Annotated in this window: 15 protein-coding genes; 14 read left to right on the top strand and 1 reads right to left on the bottom strand. The window is 61.0% G+C overall.

The window, feature by feature from the left end; all coding sequences use genetic code 11:
- Positions 1-200: 200 nt before the first annotated feature.
- Complete coding sequence (locus J8I82_RS28965; RefSeq protein WP_209762654.1) at positions 201-953, top strand: sulfite exporter TauE/SafE family protein; 753 nt, start codon at positions 201-203, stop codon at positions 951-953.
- Here J8I82_RS28965 and J8I82_RS28960 read toward each other — a convergent pair.
- Positions 950-1,885, bottom strand: a complete 936-nt coding sequence (locus tag J8I82_RS28960; protein ID WP_209762651.1) for a LysR substrate-binding domain-containing protein — start codon at positions 1,883-1,885, stop codon at positions 950-952. The two genes, J8I82_RS28965 and J8I82_RS28960, sit on opposite strands and share 4 nt — an antisense overlap.
- Before the next feature lie 144 nt (positions 1,886-2,029).
- Between J8I82_RS28960 and J8I82_RS28955 the strand changes: the two genes are divergently transcribed.
- The 13 genes from J8I82_RS28955 to J8I82_RS28895 all read left to right on the top strand — a co-directional run bounded on the left by J8I82_RS28955 (position 2,030) and on the right by J8I82_RS28895 (position 19,271).
- Positions 2,030-3,046: a tripartite tricarboxylate transporter substrate binding protein gene (locus J8I82_RS28955; RefSeq protein ID WP_209762648.1), complete on the top strand. Its 1,017-nt coding sequence runs from the start codon at positions 2,030-2,032 to the stop codon at positions 3,044-3,046.
- An 83-nt stretch (positions 3,047-3,129) separates the two neighbouring features.
- A complete protein-coding gene (locus J8I82_RS28950) occupies positions 3,130-4,653 on the top strand; it encodes a UxaA family hydrolase (RefSeq protein WP_209762645.1) in 1,524 nt (507 codons plus the stop codon).
- Positions 4,654-4,688: 35 nt separating this feature from the next.
- Complete coding sequence (locus J8I82_RS28945) at positions 4,689-6,164, top strand: NAD-dependent succinate-semialdehyde dehydrogenase (RefSeq protein ID WP_209762642.1); 1,476 nt, start codon at positions 4,689-4,691, stop codon at positions 6,162-6,164.
- A 72-nt stretch (positions 6,165-6,236) separates the two neighbouring features.
- Entirely contained in the window at positions 6,237-7,052 is an 816-nt protein-coding gene (gene hpaI, locus J8I82_RS28940; protein WP_209762639.1) for a 4-hydroxy-2-oxoheptanedioate aldolase, read from the top strand.
- A gap of 60 nt (positions 7,053-7,112) precedes the next feature.
- Entirely contained in the window at positions 7,113-8,510 is a 1,398-nt protein-coding gene (locus J8I82_RS28935; RefSeq protein ID WP_209762831.1) for an FAD-binding oxidoreductase, read from the top strand.
- A gap of 167 nt (positions 8,511-8,677) precedes the next feature.
- Positions 8,678-9,760, top strand: coding sequence for an MBL fold metallo-hydrolase (locus J8I82_RS28930; RefSeq protein WP_209762828.1), 1,083 nt, complete (start codon positions 8,678-8,680; stop codon positions 9,758-9,760).
- A gap of 1,109 nt (positions 9,761-10,869) precedes the next feature.
- A complete protein-coding gene (locus J8I82_RS28925; RefSeq protein WP_209762636.1) occupies positions 10,870-11,661 on the top strand; it encodes an ABC transporter permease in 792 nt (263 codons plus the stop codon).
- Positions 11,658-12,320: an ABC transporter ATP-binding protein gene (locus tag J8I82_RS28920; protein ID WP_209762634.1), complete on the top strand. Its 663-nt coding sequence runs from the start codon at positions 11,658-11,660 to the stop codon at positions 12,318-12,320. Before J8I82_RS28925 ends, J8I82_RS28920 begins: the two co-directional genes overlap by 4 nt.
- On the top strand, positions 12,317-13,450 hold the full coding sequence (locus J8I82_RS28915) for a KpsE/RkpR family capsule polysaccharide export protein (RefSeq protein WP_209762631.1): 1,134 nt from the start codon (positions 12,317-12,319) through the stop codon (positions 13,448-13,450). The genes J8I82_RS28920 and J8I82_RS28915 overlap by 4 nt, the downstream gene beginning before the upstream one ends.
- A gap of 2 nt (positions 13,451-13,452) precedes the next feature.
- Positions 13,453-15,201 carry a polysaccharide biosynthesis/export family protein gene (locus J8I82_RS28910; RefSeq protein WP_209762629.1) on the top strand — a complete coding sequence of 583 codons (1,749 nt, stop codon included), beginning with the start codon at positions 13,453-13,455 and terminating at the stop codon, positions 15,199-15,201.
- 129 nt (positions 15,202-15,330) lie between these two features.
- Entirely contained in the window at positions 15,331-17,649 is a 2,319-nt protein-coding gene (locus J8I82_RS28905) for a glycosyltransferase (protein WP_209762626.1), read from the top strand.
- Positions 17,636-18,613, top strand: coding sequence for a hypothetical protein (locus J8I82_RS28900; protein ID WP_209762623.1), 978 nt, complete (start codon positions 17,636-17,638; stop codon positions 18,611-18,613). Before J8I82_RS28905 ends, J8I82_RS28900 begins: the two co-directional genes overlap by 14 nt.
- Complete coding sequence (locus J8I82_RS28895) at positions 18,600-19,271, top strand: motility associated factor glycosyltransferase family protein (protein ID WP_209762620.1); 672 nt, start codon at positions 18,600-18,602, stop codon at positions 19,269-19,271. The genes J8I82_RS28900 and J8I82_RS28895 overlap by 14 nt, the downstream gene beginning before the upstream one ends.
- Positions 19,272-19,313: the final 42 nt, after the last annotated feature.

Genomic DNA, 19,313 nt, shown 5'->3' with positions numbered 1-19,313 from the left:
ACTGCCAGAGGTCATCCTACTCATCTGCCCTTGGCAATAACAGCATCACCTTCAAGAGAAAACACCGTATCAGTTTTGCGCGGTGCAACAGGTGCCACTGCTGACATGCGCGGCAAAGAAGTGCATAGTCACGCGCTTGCCCTGATGCCTTCCCTGATGCCTTGTCTGGCGCCCACAGCGGTGGCGCGCGTCTTGTCTCCATGGATTCCACCTTGCTGATCGTGATCACCGGCGCCGCCGTCGCCGGGTTTGTCCAGGGCCTCTCCGGCTTTGCCTTTGGCATGGTGGCGATGTCGTTCTGGGCCTGGGCCATCGAGCCACGGCTGGCGGCGGCGATGACGGTGTTCGGTGCGCTCACCGGCCAGCTGCTGGCCGCGGCATCGGTGCGGCGCGGTTTGTCGTGGCGGCGGCTGTGGCCGTTCGTGGCCGGCGGCGTGGCTGGCATTCCACTGGGCGTGGCGGTCCTGCCGATGCTCGATGCGCTGTGGTTCAAGGTGGTGCTGGGCGCCTTCCTGACGCTGTGGTGTCCGGTGATGCTAGTGGCGGGCCAGTTGCCGCGCATCGGCGTGGGCGGCCGCGTGGCGGATGGCGTTGCCGGTGCGGCCGGGGGTGTGATGGGTGGCATCGGCGGCTTCACCGGCGTGATTCCGACGCTGTGGTGCACGCTGCGCGGCTTCGACAAGGATGAGCAGCGTGCAGTGATCCAGAACTTCAACCTTGCCACGCTGGCGATGACGATGGCCGCCTACGTCGGCAAGGGCATCGTCACGCGCGACATGCTGCCGATGTTCCTGGTGGTGGCGCCCGCGATGCTGGTGCCGACGCTGCTCGGCACGCGCCTGTACCTCGGCATCAGCGAGGCCACCTTCCGCAAGATCGTGCTGACGCTGCTGACGGCGTCCGGCGTGGGCTTGCTGGCGACTTCGGTGCCGGCGCTGCTGGCGCGCGGCTAGGCGCCTTCCGCGGCGGCCTGGCGCAGGCAGGCCAGCATCTGCTCCGCGCTGAGCGACGGCGCGCGTTCGCGCAGCGTAATGATGCCAACTGGCGGCAGTTCCACCGGCACATCCATCGACAGCACCTGCAGCTTGCCTTCCGCCTGCATCGCACGCGCCACCGATTGCGCCATGAACCCGGCCGCGCCGCGCTGGCCGACGAAGGTCGCCAGCGCCAGGTAGGACGATGTCTCGATCACGTCCTGCGGCGGATGCAGCCCGTAGCGGTAGAACGCCTGCTCGATCTTCACCCGCAGCGATGCCCACGGTGGCGGCAGCACGCACGGCATTGCCGCCAGGTCGGCCCAGCCGGGGCGGGTCTTGCGCGCGAGCTTGTGGCCGCGCCTGACCACCACCACCATCGGCTCTTCGAACAAGGCCTCGGTCACCAGGTCCGGCGCCGCATAGCCGGGCTCCAGCCGCCCGACGATCAGGTCCAGCTCGCGCAGGCGCAGCTTGGGCAGCAGGTGCGTCAGGTCGCCTTCCTCTACCAGCACGGTGGCACGCGCATGGCGGTCCTTGAGCAGCCCCACCGCGCGCGCCAGCAGAACCGGCAGGGCGGCGCCCATCGAGCCCACCTGCACGCGCCCCGACGCGCCGCTCTGCACCGCCGCGATCTCGTCGCGGGTCTGCTCGTACTGCGCCAGCACCGAGCGCGCGAAGCGCACCAGCGATTCGCCGGCGGGCGTGGGCTCGGTGCCACGCGTCGAGCGCGTAAACAGCGCCAGTCCCAGCATCTTCTCGACTTCGGTCAGCACGCGTGACACGGCGGGCTGGCTCACCGACAGGAACTCCGCGGTACGTCCGAGGTGGCGGAATTCATCCAGCGCCACCAGCAATTGCAGATGGCGCAGCTTGATGTTGGAGCGCAGCGCGCGATCGATCTTGACCATGGCGGCAGTCTACCTAACAGAAACGTTATGAAGCAATGCCAGTTTTTGATTGGATTGTTATGTTCGGCGGAGACAGAATGCCTGGCATGACTGACGCCGGGCCCGCACCGGTCGCCCATAATCAAAACACGGAGACACCCGCAAATGACCCAAGGACTCCCCATCGACCTGAAGCGCCGCAACCTGCTCATCGGCGCTGCCGCCGGCGTGGCTGCTGGTGCCGCCGGCGTGCTGCTGCCGGGCTCGCGCGCGCTGGCCTCCGCGTATCCCGAGCGTCCCATCACTTTTATCTGCCCGTGGCCGGTCGGCGGCACGGCGGACCAGTCGATGCGCGCGCTGTGCCAGGTGGCCAGCGGCATTCTCAAGCAGTCGATCGTGGTGGAAAACCGCGCCGGCGCTTCCGGCATGATCGGTACCAAGGCGCTCGCGCGCGCCACGCCGGACGGCTACACCATCGGCCAGATCCCGATCTCGGTCACGCGCTTTGCCCAGCTCGGCATGCTGCAGCTGGACCCGCGCACCGAGCTGACCTACCTGGCGCGCACGTCGGGCCAGACCTTCGGCATCGCCGTGCCGACCAACTCGCGCTACAAGACGCTGCAGGACGTGGTCGCGGCGGCCAAGGCGAACCCCGGCAAGGTCACCTATGCGCACGCCGGCATCGGCGGCGCGACCCATGTCGGCATGGAGCAGTTTGCGCTGGCCGCGGGCGTGCAGTTCAACGCGATCGCCTACAAGGGCGGTGCCGCCGCACTGCAGGACGTGCTGGCGGGCCAGGTGGAACTGCTGGCCGATTCCAGCTCGTGGGCGCCGCATGTGGAAGCCGGCAAGCTGCGCCTGCTGGCGACCTGGGGCGAGCAGCGCGCATCGCGCTTCAAGGACACGCCCACGCTGAAGGAACTCGGCTACAACGTGGTGGTGGAAGCGCCCAACGGCATCGGCGCGCCCAAGGGCCTGCCGCCCGCGGTGGAGAAGACGCTGCGCGATGCGTTCCGTGCCGCGGTGGCGAGCAATGAATTCAAGCAGGTCGCGGCACGGCTGGATGCGCCGCTGATGTACCTGGACGGCCCCGACTACAAGAAGTACGTGGCCAGCGTCTATGCGCAGGAAACCGACCTGATCAAGCGCCTGAAGCTCAAGGAACTGCTGCAGCAAAGCTGAACGCAGTCGCATCGAGCGCAGTCGCACAGTCTGTCGCACCACCGTCTTTCGCACCACCAGCCGTCCATTCAAGCGAATCACAAGTGAAGCCCAATCCCGTCATCCGCCTGCACGCCAACGACAACGTGCTGGTCGCCCGGCATGAACTGTCGCTGGGCCAGCAGCTTGCCGAACCCGCGGTGCGCGTGCGCGCGCAGGTGCCGGCGGGCCACAAGATCGCGGCGTGCGCCATTGCGGCGGGCACGCCGGTGCGCAAGTTCGATACCGTGATCGGCGTGGCCGCGCGCGATATCGTGCCCGGCGAGCACGTGCATTCGCACAACCTGACGCTGGTCGATTTCTATCGCGATCCGGCGTTCTGCCAGGACGTACGGCCGGTCGACTACGTGCCCGAGGCGCAGCGCGCCACGTTCAACGGCTTCGTGCGCGCCGATGGCCGCGTGGGCACGCGCAATTTCATCGGCATCCTGTCTTCGGTCAATTGCTCGTCCACGGTGATCCGGCAGATTGCCGCGCATTTCACCCCGGAACGGCTGGCAGCCTATCCCAACGTCGATGGCGTGGTCGCATTCGCGCAGACCAGCGGCTGCGGCATGTCGTCGCCGAGCGAGCATTTCGACGTGCTGCGACGCACGCTGGCAGGCTATGCGCGCCATCCCAATCTGGCGGGCGTGCTGATCGTCGGTCTGGGCTGCGAGCGCAACCAGGTCGCATCGCTGGTCGAGTCGCAGGGTCTCGAGCCCGGACCCGCGGTGCATACGCTGGTGATGCAGGACACCGGCGGCACGCGCGCCACCATCGCGGCGGGCATTCGCGCGATCGAGGCGATGCTGCCCGCGGCCAATGCCGCGAAACGCCAGCCGGTGCCGGCCAGCCATCTCAAGATCGGTCTGGAGTGCGGCGGCTCGGACGGTTTCTCGGGCATCAGCGCCAACCCGGCTCTGGGCGCGGCCATGGACCTTCTGGTGCGCCACGGCGGCACCGCCATCCTGTCGGAGACGCCTGAGATCCACGGCGTCGAATTCATGCTGACGCGCCGCGCCATCTCGCCGGAAGTCGGGCAGAAGCTGCTCGACCGGCTGGCCTGGTGGGAGCGCTACACCGCCGGCCACAATGCGCAATTCAATGGCGTGGTCGGCCACGGCAACCAGCAGGGCGGCCTGGCCAATATCTTCGAGAAATCGCTGGGCTCGGCGATGAAGGGCGGCACCACGCCGCTGCAGGCGGTGTACGAATACGCCGAGCCGATCGATCAGGCCGGCTTTGTCTTCATGGACTCGCCCGGCTATGACCCGGTCGCCGTGACCGGCCAGATTGCCAGCGGCGCCAACCTGATCTGCTTTACCACCGGCCGCGGTTCGATGTTCGGCTCCAAGCCCGCCCCGACGATCAAGCTCGCCTCCAACTCCGCCATGTACCAGCGGCTCGAAGAGGATATGGACATTAACTGCGGACTCGTGCTCGACGGCGAACTGACCGTGCCCGAGATGGGCGAACGCATCTTCCAGCATATCCTGCGCGCCGCTTCCGGCGAGCCGACCAAGAGCGAGATGCTGGGCCTGGGCGACAACGAGTTCGTACCCTGGCACCTCGGCATCGTCAGCTGATTGCCGGCTGTTCCACCATTTTTTCCCGATTCCCGATGGCCCTGAACCTTGCCGAGCCCGCGCTGCTGCGCACCCAGAACCTGATTGACGACCAATGGCGCGATGCCGGCCTCGGCGCTCGCCTGTCCGTATCCGATCCCGCCACCGGCGAGGCCTTTGCCTGTGTGCCCGACAGCGATGCCGGCGATGCGCGCCTGGCGGTCGATGCCGCCGCCGCCGCATTCCCGGCCTGGAGCCGGCGCACCGCGCGCGAGCGTGCGCAGCTGATCAAGCGCTGGCACGCACTGATCCTGCAACACCAGGAAGACCTGGCTCGCATCATCTCCACCGAGCAAGGCAAGCCCCTCAAGGAAGCGCGCGGCGAGGTGCTTTACGGCGCCTCGTACGTCGAATGGTTTGCCGAGGAAGCGACCCGCATCTGCGGCGACATCGTCGCGGAAGCTGTGCCGGGCCGCAAACTGCTGGTTCTCAAGGAGCCGGTAGGCGTGGTCGCCGCGATCACGCCGTGGAATTTCCCGCTGGCGATGATCGCCCGCAAGATTGCTCCCGCGCTGGCCGCCGGCTGCACCGTGGTGGCCAAGCCCGCCGAAGACACGCCGCTGACGGCGCTGGCGCTGGCATGGCTGGCGCAGCAGGCCGGCATTCCGGCGGGCGTGCTCAACATGGTCACCGCCTCGCGCGAACATACGCCCGGCGTGGTCGATGCCTGGCTGCTCGACAGCCGCGTGCGCAAGATCACCTTCACCGGCTCCACGCCGGTGGGCAAGCACCTGGCGCGCGAATCCGCCGCCACGCTGAAGAAGCTGTCGCTGGAACTGGGCGGCAATGCACCGTTCATCGTGTTCGAAGACGCCGACCTGGATGCCGCGGTCGATGGCCTGATGGCTTCCAAGTTCCGCAACGGCGGCCAGACCTGTGTCTGCCCGAACCGCGTCTATGTCCATGAGGCGGTCCACGACGACTTTGTCGAGCGGCTGGCGCAGCGCGTCGGCGCGCTCCATGTCGGCCCCGCGACGGACGAGGCCGCGCAGATCGGTCCGATGATCAATGCGCGCGCCGTTGACAAGATCGCCCGCCACGTCGACGATGCCGTCACCCGTGGCGCGCGCGTGGTCACCGGTGGCAAGCGCGTGCGCACGGAAGATGGTCCGCACTACTACGCGCCGACCGTGCTGGTCGATGCCACGCCGGCGATGGAGCTGTCGTGCGAAGAGACCTTCGGCCCGGTTGCGCCGATCTTCCGTTTCCGCGACGAAGCTGAAGTCATCCGCGACGCCAACGACACGCCGTTCGGACTGGCCGCGTACTTCTACTCCAACGATGTGCGCCGCATCTGGCGCGTGGCGCAGGCGCTGGAAACCGGCATGGTCGGCATCAACGAAGGCGCGATCGCCGCCGAGGCGGCGCCGTTCGGCGGCGTCAAGGAATCCGGCTACGGCCGCGAAGGCTCGCGCCACGGCCTGGACGACTACATGCACACCAAGTACCTTTGCCAGGGCCAGCTCGGCTGAAGCGCCGGGCTATCGCCAGGCAATCGCCAGGTAATCGCCAGGCAATCGCCAGATCGAACAGGAACAATGCACATGCCCGCAGACAATCCCTTCAAGACCGCGCTGGCCGCGCGCCAGCCGCAGATCGGCCTGTGGCTGTCGATGGCCACGCCATACCTGGCCGAAGTCTCGGCCACCGCCGGCTTCGACTGGCTGCTGATCGACGGCGAGCACGCGCCCAACGACCTGCAGACCACCTTGCAGGCGTTGCAAGCGGTCGGCGCCTACCCGTCGCAGCCGGTGGTGCGCGCCGTGTCCGGCGACGTGGCCCTGATCAAGCAACTGCTCGATATCGGCGCCAGGACGCTGCTGGTGCCGATGGTCGACACCGCCGAGCAGGCGCGCGCGCTGGTGAGCGCCACGCGCTACCCGCCGCAAGGGATCCGCGGCGTGGGCAGCGCGGTGGCGCGGGCCTCGCGCTGGAGTTCGCGCACCGACTACCTCGACGTGGCCGATGACGAGGTCTGCCTGCTGGTGCAGGCCGAGACCGTCACCGCGCTGCAGAACCTGGAAGCCATCTGCGCGGTGGACGGCGTCGACGGCGTCTTTATCGGCCCCGCGGACCTGGCCGCATCGATGGGCCATCGCGGCCGCCCCGGCCATCCCGAAGTGCAGGCCGCGATCGAGGGCGCAATGCGCACCATCATCGCCAGCGGCAAGGCCGCCGGCACGCTGACCTCCGATCCCGCGCTGGCGCGCCACTACCTCGAACTCGGCTGCACCTTCGTGGCCACCGGCGTCGACGTGCTGGTCTATGCCAACGCCGCGCGCAAGCTGTCGGCATCGTTCCGCGAGCAAAAAGCGGCCGAGGCCGACGCTGCCGCCGACAAGCCTTCCGCCGCGTACTGACCCGCTCCAGGACAAACCATGCAAGCCGTCCCCCAGACCTCCGAAGCCACGTTGCGTGCGATGGAAGCCATCGTCGGCGCCAACGCCTGCCGCACCGGCGCAGCCGACACCCAGGCCTACGTCACCGACTACCGCGGCATCTACCGCGGCCAGGCGCAGGTGGTGGTGCTGCCGTCGTCGACCGAACAGGTCAGCCAGGTGCTGCAGTGGTGCCATGCCAACCGCGTGCCGGTGGTGCCGCAGGGCGGCAACACCTCGCTGATGGGCGGCGCCGTGCCCGACGACAGCGGCACCGCGGTGGTCGTCAACCTGAGCCGCATGAACCGCGTGCTGGAGGTCGACACCATCAATGACACCATGACCGTGCAGGCCGGCGTCACGCTGAGCGCCGCGCGCGGCGCCGCCGAAGCGGAAGGGCGCCTGTTCCCGCTGCGCATCGGTTCCGAGGGCTCCTGCCAGATTGGCGGCAACCTGTCGACCAATGCCGGCGGCACCGCGGTGCTGCGCTACGGCAATATGCGCGACCTCGTGCTCGGCATCGAAGCGGTGCTGCCCGACGGTCGCATCTTTTCGTCGCTGCGCGGCCTGCGCAAGGACAACACCGGCTACGACCTCAAGCAACTCTTCATCGGTGCCGAAGGCACGCTCGGCATCATCACCGGTGCGGTACTCAAACTGATGCCGCAGCCGCGCAGCACCGCCGTGGCGCTGGTCGCGGTCAAGGACCCGGCCGCCGCGGTGGCGCTGCTCGGCGAAGCCAAGCGGCTCTCCGGCCAGGCCGTCAGCGCCTTCGAGCTGATCTCGCGGCCCGCGCTGGAACTGGTGCTGGAATACCTCGGCAACGTCGCCGCGCCGCTGCAGGACCGCCATGACTGGATGGTGCTGGTCGAACTGACCTCCGGCACCGACGCCGAAAGCCTCAACGCCACGCTGATGGAAATCCTGGAGTCCGGCTTCGGCCAGGGACTGGTGCTGGATGCCGCCGTCGCCTCCAGCCTGTCCGACGTCCAGACCTTCTGGCGCATCCGCGAAGAGATCTCCGACGCGCAGACGCGCACCGGGGGCAGCATCAAGTGCGATGTCTCGGTGCCGCTGTCGCGCATCGCGGCATTTGTGGAGGAGGCTTCGGCCAGGGTGCTGGAACTGGTGCCCGACGCGCGCATGGTGATCTACGGGCACATGGGCGACGGCAACGTCCACTTCAACCCGCTGCGGCCCCGGGGTCAGGCTGCAAAGGATTTCCTGGCGCAGTGGTACGAGCCGGTGTCGACGCTGGTGGATGGCCTGGCTTATGCCGGCAACGGCTCGGTCTCGGCCGAGCATGGCGTCGGCGTGGCCAAGCGGGACGACCTGGTGCGGTACAAGTCGCAGGTCGAGCTGGAACTGATGTGGCAGGTCAAGCGGGCGCTGGATCCGATGAACCTGCTGAATCCGGGGAAGGTGCTGCCAGCGCCCTGAACCATCACTATTGGCAGATTCTGGCGATCACCGGCCGCAATGGCCGGGGAGGGCGCACGGCCGCCGTGGCAAGAATCTGCCGTCTCGGCTAAGGTGAGGGGTATCCAGAACGCCGGAACAGGCGCATGCCGGCCTCCGGCACACGCCCGGCCCCCGCCGAGACCAATATGAGCGCCCCCGCCAACGATACCGCCGCTGTCCCCACTCCCCTCAAGAAGCCCGAACTTGACTATCCCTGCGGCGACGCGCCCGAGCCCGGCCGCGCCAGCGAGATCGTCCCCGGCGTGCTGTGGCTGCGCATGCCCATGCCGCTCGGCCTGAACCATATCAACCTGTGGGCCATCCGCGACGGCTCAGGCTGGGCCGCGGTCGACTCCGGCTTGCAGACGCCTGAAACAGCGCAAGCCTGGCGCACGCTGTTCGGCGACGGCGGCGCGCTGTTTGACGGCCTGACGCGGCTTTTTGTCACCCACATGCATCCCGACCATATCGGCATGGCCGGCTGGCTCCGGCGCAAGTTTGGCTGCCAGCTGTGGATGACCCGGATGGAATACCTGATGTGCCGCGTGCTGGCCGCCGACACCGGACGCGCCGCGCCAGACGACGCCATCGAGTTCTACCGCCGCGCCGGCTGGGACGACGACGCCATCGAGGTCTACCGGACCCGCTTCGGCGGCTTCGGCAAATTCGTCCACGCCTTGCCGGAAAGCTTCAGACGGCTGGAAGACGGCGCCACCCTCCGCATCGGCGACCACGACTGGAAGGTCGTCGTCGGCACCGGCCATTCGCCGGAGCATGCCTGCCTCTATTGCCCCTCACTGAAGCTGCTTGTCTCCGGCGACCAGGTCCTGCCCAAGATCTCGTCCAATGTGTCGGTATTTCCGACCGAACCCGACGCCGATCCCATGGAAGACTGGCTGTCTTCGCTGGACAAAGTCAAGGCGGCCGTGCCGGACGATGTGCTGGTGCTGCCGGCCCACAACGAGCCGTTCCGCGGGCTGCACGCCCGCATCGACTATCTGCGGGCAAGCCAGATGCAGGCGCTGGATCGGTTGCGCGGGGCACTGGCTCAACCTAAGCGGGCAGTGGACGTGTTCGGCGAACTGTTTTCACGGCCGATCACGGGGGCGGGCGGGTTGTTGGGGATGGCGACAGGGGAGAGCATCGCGCATCTGAACTACCTGCTGCATCGTGGGGAAGCGGTGCGGGAGATGGCGGCGGATGGGTGCTATTGGTATCGGTTGGGGTAGCTGGCGACCGGGCGGGAGGCTTGTTTTGCCCCGATGGTGTTGCTGACGTACAACGACCATCGGCCCTCGCTGAGCACGCGATTGTCTACTGGAAGGCGGCAAATGTTTGCCGCTTTTTTTTTCGCGGATCGAGTCGATCGGACTGACTTCAGCGCGGAAGACGAATTGAGAAAACTCCGAATCCGCTGCGCGACTTTCAAGGTTTCCGCGCGACGCAGACAACGCGGCGACCAGAAAGTAGAAGCGTTCCCGCACGCGGCGTCTTAATCCACCTCAATCCACTGCCCCACCAGGCAGGCTGGCTTTTTTCATCCGCGGAAATAGGCCAGGGTTTCCGCCTACTTCTCAGTGACAAATTCCGGGAAGTCTGCGTCTGTGCGATTCCACACAGACGATAGGCAGGGCGGCGCACATAGGGGTTTCACCTAGCAGAGCGAGCAGGTGTCATCAAAATTTGGCCACGTGACTTATTCCGATCATCATTTATGGCTAATGGATTACACGCATTAACTCGTTTGACCTCGGTTGATTTATTTGAGCATTTTTTGTGTTTATTTTTCGGGCTGCAAATTTTTTAGTCATTCATTTATCTGACGATTATCTTGAACCTCCACCGCAGAATAGGATTGGTCTGATTTTGCAGTGCAACAAAATTGTGGTAAGCAGCCGCAAGATCCAAGCCGGGCGCGGATCTCAGCAGTGTCGAGTGGGCCACTCGTCCCCTGTTGAGTGGATTGAGATGCATCTAGTTGCAGCCAAATGTGCTGTCATCACCCTTCTGGGGGGCGGGTGTGGGAAATTGTTACCAGATGTTGCCTTCGCTGCGGCTGACCCGTATTATTGCGCGCTGCAAAAGTAGCGGTGGCGTAAAACGCCATCCGGTCAGCAAAAAAACACAAACGAATAATGCGTGGAGCAAATCGGGAAGCGGTCGCCAGCATCATGCTCGTGGCCCGTGGGTCATTGGCTTGCCGGCCGCCTCGCACCTCGCGGCTGGCGACGCCTCAGTGGGCCGCTATCCCCCCATCGTGCAAGGCTGGCGCGCGTGCAGTAATGCGCACTTTTGGCGCCCGGGGCTTTGATGCCTTCACCCTGAGCGACATCCAGCAATGAACCGGACCTCGGTCCGGTCGGACGTCTCTGTCGCGGTTTCCGTCTGGAAGGCGCTTTTCTTGCGCGAGGCCACTGGTCGCCTGGCGGGGGGGCGTACGGCCTGGCTGTGGCTCTTGCTCGAGCCTGCTGCGCATATCATTTTCATGATGGTGGTCTTTGGCGTAATCCGGCATCAGGTACGGCACGATGCAAACATAGAAGTTTTTGTGCTCGTTGGCGTCTGGGGGTTCTTTCTGGTGCGAAACGTCGCGCAACGCGGCATGGAAGCCATCAGCGCAAACCAGGCGTTGTTCTCGTACCGGCAAGTGAAGCCGGTCGATACCGTTTTAGTTCGTGCCACCGTTGAAGCGTTCCTGAACACCATCGTCGGGGCTGTGCTGTTGGCCGCGCTGGCGCTGTTGCAAATTGATGTACGACCACATGATCCGCTGCTGGTTATGTGGTCGGCGTTCCTGCTGTGGTCCTTCGGATTGGGCCTTGGTTTGATGTTTTCCGTTGTGGGCACCCTCCTGCCGGGGCTGGGCAAGCTCATCCGGATTGCCTTCACGCCGCTCTACTTTCTTTCTGCGGTCATGTATTCGGTGTCCGGGTTGCCCCGGGGCATGCGCAGTGTAGTGCTAATGAACCCGATCGCTCATGGGCTGGAAGCCATGCGTAGCGGCTGGTTCGCGGCCTACCGTGGCGAGACGCACATCAGTCTGGAATTTTTAGCCTTCTGTGCAGCGGTCACTGTTTTCCTCGGACTGGCTTTGTATATGCGTTACGCAACCAAGTTGGCGGCGCAATGATTGAGATCACCGACGTCCATAAGCGCTATCGCACCGCCCATGGTTCCAAGTGGGTGCTGAAAGGCGTGTCGCTCTGTATTCCGACACAAAGTCGGGTGGCGCTGATCGGCGCGAACGGTGCCGGCAAATCCACGCTGCTGCGGTTGGTCGGCGGTATCGATCAGCCTAACAGTGGACGCATTGAGCGCAACTGCAAGGTTTCTTGGCCACTGGGGTTGACCGGTGGGTTCCAAGGTTCTCTTAGCGGTCGGCAAAATACGAAGTTTGTCTGTCGCATCCATGGGGTCAGCGACGACCTTGCCGACAAACTCGAGTTCGTGCGCGAATTCTCGGAACTGAACGACGCTTTCGAGGACCCGGTCAAGACCTATTCCTCGGGCATGCGATCCAGGCTAGCGTTCGCCATGTCGCTTGCTTTTGATTTCGATACCTATCTGGTCGATGAACTCACGGCAGTCGGTGATGCCGCATTCAAGCACAAGTCGCAGAAGGCTTTTCAAGATCTCGCTGACCGCGCAGGACTTGTGATGGTCTCGCACAGCGAATCCACGCTTAAGAGCTTCTGCCAATCGGCAGTCTGGCTGCATCAGGGTCGCGCGCATTGGTTCGATTCCGTCGAGGAGGCCCTGCGCGAGTACAGGGAAAGCATCACAGCATGATGAAGACGATCACGTCGGGCGCCGCAGGGCAGATTGGCCGCCTGACACGCATGAACAGCCTGAACCGTATCTGGCAGGTGGCTATCGCCGCCTGCCTTGTCGCCGTTGCATACTGGAGCGTGATTGCGTCCGACCTCTATGTGTCGGAAGCGCGCGTTGTCATCGAGCGCAGCGACGGCGTGGGTGCCAGCGCGACCGACTTCACTTCGCTGCTGGTCGGCAATACCGCGCCACAGGACCTGCTGCTGCTGCGGGAATACCTGCTCTCCGCTGACATGCTCAAGAGGCTGGACGAGCGCTTGGGCCTGCGCAAGCATTACGCGGACAGCGGCCGGGACCCGTTGTCCCGGCTTTGGTTCGAGGATGCGTCGCTTGAGCGTTTCCATGATTACTATCTGAAACGCGTGAGCGTCGAATACGATGACTTCGCCCGCGTTTTAGTGATCAAGGTCCAGGCGTACACCTCGGAAATGGCCCACGCCATCAGCACCGAACTGGTCCGGGACGGCGAACGCTTCATGAACGAAATGACGCACCGCATCGCCAGCGAGCAGGTGGTCTATATCGAGAAACAGGTACACGATCAGGGCGAACGCCTGAAGGCGGCACGTCAGGCGCTGGTTGCCTACCAGAACGCCAATGGCCTGGTATCGCCGCGCGGCGAAGTCGAGAGCCTCTCGACCGTGGTGGCAAACGCCGAGGCAACCCTTGCCGAACTGCATGTCAAGCGGAATTCCCTGAAGGACGTCTTTACGCCCCAGTCCCCGGCAATCCAGCAGATCGACGCCCAGATCGCCGCGGTCGAGCGCCAGATGGCAGAGCAGCGCGGCCGGATGGTCTCCACGAAAGGCCGTGGCCTGAACCGCGTCGTGGAAGAGCATGACCGCCTGCAAGCTGCAGCGGAATTCGCCTTCGATATCTACAAGACCGCTATCGGCGCGCTGGAAAAAGCGCGGATCGAGGCAACGCGCAAGCTCAAGAACGTGGCCGTCGTGCAAAGCCCGACGCGCCCGGAATATCCGCTTCAACCCAGGCGCATTTACAACATCGTGGTCTTTGTCCTGATGACGTTGATGCTTGCTGGCGTCGTGCAACTGATGAGCGCCATCATCCGCGACCACCGGGACTAGAAATGCTTAGAAGAATCATCACCCTTGCAGTGGCCGCCGCAGGACTCGCGGCCGTGAATAGTGCGCTTGCGCAGGCCGGAACGCGCATGGCGCAGTCGCCAGCCATCGGGCAAATGGATTATGCGGTCATTGCAGCGCAGGGCGGCACGTCACCTGCTGGCACCACGTTCAGCACGGGCACCGCTGCCGCGCCCATGGTCCCCGCGCGAGCCGAAACGTCTCTGCCTGAGAGCGCTCCGCAGAACAACGACTACACCGCCAACATGGCGAGCGACGCCTTTGGCGCGCAGCTCTTCACCGGCGCGTTCAGCCGCGACAGCGCATCCATCTTCAATCCCAGCCACGTCATCTCCGTCGGTGACCGGATTCAGCTGAGGATCTGGAATGGCTACAACGTCGACACGGTGCTGACCGTAGACGCGGGCGGCACCATCCTGTTGCCCGAAATCGGCCCGTTCCGCGTGCAGGGCATCACAAACGGCAACTTGCAGACGGCAATCAGCAATGCGCTGCGCCGGGTGTTTGCCAGCAAGGTGTCGATCTATGCCAGCCTGCTGGCAGCCCAACCGGTGCGCGTGTATGTGACCGGCGCTGTGCGCCGGCCCGGCATGTACGATGGCACGTCGAGCGACAGCGTACTCCGCTATCTCGACCAGGCCGGCGGTATCGATCCGGACCGCGGATCATTCCTGGATGTCGCGATCAAGCGGGGCAACCAGACGCTGGAAGTCGTCAATCTGTATGACTTTCTGCTGAAGGGCGATCTCACATCGCGGCAACTGAACAATGGCGATGTCATTTTTGTCCAGTCCCGCAAGAAGACCGTGAAAGTCAGCGGTCTGGCAGAAAATGCGAAGCGATTCGAGTTTATGGGCGACCAGGCCCGCCTTGACCAGCTTGTCCGCCTGGCCAAGCCGCTGCCTGAAGCCACCAACGTGCGGGTGGTGCGCAATACCGGAACTGTACGGAACGTCGAATACTTCCCCATCTCGCAAGGCAACCAGATCGACCTGCGAGATGGTGACGAGATTGAATTTACGGCTGACAAGCGGCCGGGGACCATCACTGTCCGCGTGGAAGGCGAACACACCGGACCTCAGGAATTTGTTCTTCCTTATGGCACGCGCATGGGCCAGTTGCTCAGTCAGGTCCAGTTCACGCCGGAATCGGATTCCGAAAGCATCCAGCTGTTCCGCCAGAGTGTGAAGGCACGACAGAAGGCATTGCTCGGTGCCACGCTGAAGACCCTGGAGTCCAGCGTATTGACCGCTCGCTCTGGGACGGCGGAGGAAGCTCAGTTGCGCAAGGAGGAAGCCGCACTGATGCTGCAGTGGGTGGAACGCGCAAAGAAGATTGAGCCCACCGGCCAGACATTGATTGCGAAATCCGAGGCTCGCAACGGTCTGCTTCTTGAAAATGGCGACATTCTTCGCGTGCCAGTGAAGGATGGTCTTGTGCTGGTCAGCGGCGAGGTGCTCTTTCCCAACGCCGTTGCCTATGACAGGAGCATGGACTTGGATGAATTCATCCAGCAGGCCGGCGGCTTCTCACAGAACGCTGACACGTCGCGCGTGATTATCGCGCATCGGGACGGCAGTTTCTCGGATGGTAAGAAGGATGACGCGGTACGAGCGGGCGACGAGATCATGGTGTTGCCGAAGGTGGACTTCAAGACGCGTCAGTTTGCGAAGGATGTGTTCCAGATTCTTTATCAGATTGCGATCAGCGCAAAAGTTGTTCTGGGCCTGTAGGAACCTGTCTAGCTCAGGCAGCTTGCAAGACAAACAACACAATGAGAAGTAACGTAAGCCATGCTCCGCGTTTGCTCTCCCTGGCAATCATACTATCAAACATCGCATGCTTCGGGGAGCGGATGAGGAATGATGCAAGAAGAACGGATATACGTTTTTGCAGATCCCTTCAATTCGGTCACGAGTGGAGTAACCGCGTACATTCGAGAAGCAACACACGTATTGTCGGCACGTGGATGGAAATCAATCGTCATCGGAATAAAGCCTTCCGAGTCGATTGAAGCGTTTAGAAAGCGGTTGGCGAAGGAAGTACACCTTCTAGGGAAGCGTATATGGATGGTAGAGGCGCCGGAAAGTCTTGCAGCCAGTGTAGGCATCTCGTCCGAGTTTCCTATACACATACGTCTGCATCTTTCGCGACAAGTCGGAAAGCTTCTCCAAGGTCATCGAGCCGAGATGCGTGAGTTGAGGCTTGAACAGCGCGAAATTGCAAGAGCAACGTACGTCTCCGCTCCTTCACAAAGCGCGGTCGCTTTATCACGGGTCGCTTTTCGATTGCCAGATTTCGTCATCATCTACGGTAATCCTCTAGCAATTTTGTCATGGACCACAAAGCAGAAGCGCTTTGAAAGCCTATTCATTGGAAGATGGCAGTCCTTGAAGGGCGTCCACTTGCTGCACGAATTAGCCGCATACCTCAAGGGAAAGAAAATTGGAGTACTAACCGATCGCAGTATCGAACGGACGTTGCCCGACGAATTCCAGCTTGTGACTGCGGATACGGTCGATGCAAAGAGAGAGCTGATTCGCGAAAGTCACTGCGTGATGGTTCCAAGCCTTTTCGAGACAGCAAGCATGGTGGGGCTCGAGGCATTAAGCGTAGGTACGCCGGTAGTGACGTGGAGCCATGTGGGTCTAACCGAGTATGCATCCAGTCCCATGGTGTGTGCCGTAGAACCGTTCGATCTCGGTAAATTCGCATTAGCATTGGGCGAGGTCGCTGGACTACCAAGAGACCAAGCAGGATGGAATAAGCGTGTAGTGGAAATTAATGACGGCTATCTGACAGTCATAAGGCGAATGATGCATAAAACGCCATTCGGCGGTACATTTGGACTGTTGCCTCCACCAAATACAGAATGGTTGAAAATTATAGAAAATCATCGGGAAGGAACCATGAATAAAAATGAAAGAAGTGGTTTTTCTAGGAAGTTTAGGAAACTTCGTCGAGACCCTGTGGCTTTTTTTAGGGATTCCTGGATTGCGGATATATTTGTGCCTCCTGGCTCTAAATTGAATGCGACGCTAAATGCTCCGTCTGGAACGAGAATTGCTGTAGGCCCGAAGCAACAGAATGAGGAAGGTGGCAACCAAAAAGGCCGTGTGAATATTTTGACGCAAGGTGAACCGCCATCCATCGTGTCGGAATTGTTGCCTGCATTAAAAGACGTCGGAACCCAAATCATTCTGAACGAAAAAACGGATAACGAAATTAAAAAATTATCCTACGTTGACCCTATCACCCTAGCTGTTTCGGAGGTAGCAGCCGTCGATTCGGATACAAACGTAACCGCAGAGCCGGTTGATACTGACCCAGAGGAGCAACGCGAAAAGTTCTTTGCACCTTTGTTTGCTGATATCAGAGAAGATCAACGCATTTCATTCGGAAACGTAGAAAACAGACGTATCGGGTGGCGCGTCGGCTTCTTCTACTCCGAAACGGACAGGGATCTTGCGGAGGAACTATTCCGTAAAATGAACGAGTTCGAGGATTTTCGACCACTGAGAGCAGAAAATATTTATGTTGGCAGATTCGAAATCTCTGATTGCGTGTCTACATTATCTTTGATCAATAAAATCGATGTCGCAAATAAAGCGAAAATTTCTGCGGTCGATCACATTATTTTACTGAATGCGCCGCCGAATCTTCAGGAGGCGCTAAGAGTCTGTGGCACAAGGCAGAGAATTATCGCCATTGATACTTTGGGGAAGGGGGCGGAGGCCACTACTCCCGACGTCGATGTATTGATTAGGGTTGCTACCGGGAAATCAGTTTCTGGCTTCAAAACGCTGCGAAAAGAAATCGTCGTCAGTGACGAGCGACTGATCGTCTTCGCCATTCGTCGTGCTGTTCAAGAGGGTGGTCCGAAGAGTCCAGATATGCTCATCCCTCTTGTTGGGGGAGGTGAGTTTAACCCGAATTTTTTTAGTTTTGATTCGAGTCGATATCAAGGAGTTATTGAGATTGACGGGCAAGTAGACTTTCAGGTCGAGTCGTTAGAAGAGTTTTGCGATAACTTCGCTGAGTCGATTAAGTCTATGCACATCCTTGATTCGGTTTACTGCCAATACCGCTCTTTGTGTGAAGATGTAGAACGTGGCACAGGGTTGGCCGCTCTTCTCTGTGCAGCTCTTAAGGATGGGATTTTGTTCGATGTCCGACATTAAAGTTGTCCATATCTCTCAAACTCCACTTGTTGGGGCGCCTTCCAAAATTGCTGCCGCGACACGGATGGCAGGATATTACGCGCACGCGATCTGCATGGTGGACTATCCGGCAGGAGGCGGCTTGGCTGGTAAGTTCGTCAATGATTCAATCGTAATGCATGGTGCGCCTCCTGTAATCGAACAACTTGTGGACCGCATTATCGGTGAGGCTCATATCGTCCATGTGCACAACGAAATCCCCTTGGAAAAGGCGGAGTGGCTATTGGATCGAGCGACGAAGGCTAGATTCGTATACCAAGTTCATTCACCCGTACGTGAAGGTCCACTTTATATTCCACGAGCCGATGAGCTTGGCTTACCTTTTACTGCTCACCTGGTAGTTGGACAATATCAGCCCCGGCACTATCCATCATATAAGCCGGTTCCGAATATAGTGTTAGATGCACCTAGCTGTGCTCCTCGGGAGGAGGGGCAGAAGTTGCGCGTCATGTTTAGTCCAACACATGCACGCAGCGGACGCTGGAACGCCAAATACTCGAAGAAATTAGAAGTGGCGATCGAATCGCTGACCAAAATGGGTTTGATCGAAGCGATATGGCCGGAGCAACCAGTGTCCCCCAATGTCTTAATGGCGCTTCGACGAACTTGTCATGTCAGTATTGATGAGATTGTTACCGGTGCTTTCCATCAAGTTTCGATGGAAGGACTTTGTGCTGGCAACGTCGTAATAAATCGTGCGGATTATTTTTCAAAGGCTATGATGGCCACCTGCGCCGGGGCATCGGAATTGCCACCATTCGTCTACGCAGACGATGAAAACATTGCAGGCGTGCTGGTCGATCTCGCACGGGACTGGAAGAAAACAGCTGAATTACAGGCCGAGAGTAGTGCGTATTTCATGAAGTATCTCCGACCTCAATCTATAGTAAAGTCCTTTGTGAAAGCATATCGTGAAATTATTTAACCGAGTTTCCACCTTGCGCGGGGCTAGCAAAGGTCGACGTGCGTTTATATTGGGAAACGGGCCGTCGGTAAATCGCGAAGATTTATCCTGTTTAGCTAATGAGATGACTATTGGGATGAATGCATCAACGTTGCTGGAGCAGCGTTTTGCGTTTGTACAAAATTATTATGTCGTCTCAGATCGACGATTTCTTCTTCATCCGACGAAACGTGAGTGGGGAACAACTCAACTTCACAGTGAAACGGTAAGAGTTATTCGACGTGATCTAAGAGATGTCGACGATCCAAGTTTGGAGTCTCGAACGAAGTATGTTCGGGCCTTGAAACGCGATGGTTATTCACGTGACCTAGCCGCAGGTTACCACTTTGGTTGTACGACAACTATGTTGGCGATTCAACTGGCAGGCTATTTAGGGTGCAAGGAAATCTATCTCTTAGGAGTTGATTTGCGATATAGCCCACAGCAGCCCCGTTTCTACTCGGAGGACGAGCCGCAGTTGGAGGATTCGTTCACAAGCGTCCAGATTTGGAATATTGCGAACGCGCAGCGAATACTTCAGACGACCGGGGTGAACCTATTTAACTGTAGCCAGGATTCGCTTCTGCGACCATATGTACCAACCGTCGCATTTTCTTCCTTGTTTTGCGATGAAACTTGAGCGAAACGAGTGGCTACTAGTGACAACCAGGCTCCTTGAAAT

It is taken from the genome of Cupriavidus consociatus, assembly GCF_017814975.1.
GTDB classification, from domain to species: domain Bacteria; phylum Pseudomonadota; class Gammaproteobacteria; order Burkholderiales; family Burkholderiaceae; genus Cupriavidus; species Cupriavidus consociatus.
Note: the sequence above shows the minus strand (reverse complement) of the source record. Positions and strands in the feature narration are given on the sequence as shown.

Excerpts from the sequence above, each read along its gene's own strand:
- J8I82_RS28935 (WP_209762831.1), top strand. The coding sequence starts at position 7,113 with ATGGAAGCCATCGTCGGCGCCAACGCCTGCCGCACCGGCGCAGCCGAC.
- J8I82_RS28930 (WP_209762828.1), top strand. The coding sequence starts at position 8,678 with ATGAGCGCCCCCGCCAACGATACCGCCGCTGTCCCCACTCCCCTCAAG.
- J8I82_RS28915 (WP_209762631.1), top strand. The coding sequence starts at position 12,317 with ATGATGAAGACGATCACGTCGGGCGCCGCAGGGCAGATTGGCCGCCTG.
- hpaI (WP_209762639.1), top strand. The coding sequence starts at position 6,237 with ATGCCCGCAGACAATCCCTTCAAGACCGCGCTGGCCGCGCGCCAGCCG.
- J8I82_RS28910 (WP_209762629.1), top strand. The coding sequence starts at position 13,453 with ATGCTTAGAAGAATCATCACCCTTGCAGTGGCCGCCGCAGGACTCGCG.
- J8I82_RS28960 (WP_209762651.1), bottom strand. The coding sequence starts at position 1,885 with ATGGTCAAGATCGATCGCGCGCTGCGCTCCAACATCAAGCTGCGCCAT.
- J8I82_RS28955 (WP_209762648.1), top strand. The coding sequence starts at position 2,030 with ATGACCCAAGGACTCCCCATCGACCTGAAGCGCCGCAACCTGCTCATC.
- J8I82_RS28905 (WP_209762626.1), top strand. The coding sequence starts at position 15,331 with ATGATGCAAGAAGAACGGATATACGTTTTTGCAGATCCCTTCAATTCG.
- J8I82_RS28925 (WP_209762636.1), top strand. The coding sequence starts at position 10,870 with ATGAACCGGACCTCGGTCCGGTCGGACGTCTCTGTCGCGGTTTCCGTC.
- J8I82_RS28920 (WP_209762634.1), top strand. The coding sequence starts at position 11,658 with ATGATTGAGATCACCGACGTCCATAAGCGCTATCGCACCGCCCATGGT.
- J8I82_RS28900 (WP_209762623.1), top strand. The coding sequence starts at position 17,636 with ATGTCCGACATTAAAGTTGTCCATATCTCTCAAACTCCACTTGTTGGG.
- J8I82_RS28945 (WP_209762642.1), top strand. The coding sequence starts at position 4,689 with ATGGCCCTGAACCTTGCCGAGCCCGCGCTGCTGCGCACCCAGAACCTG.
- J8I82_RS28965 (WP_209762654.1), top strand. The coding sequence starts at position 201 with ATGGATTCCACCTTGCTGATCGTGATCACCGGCGCCGCCGTCGCCGGG.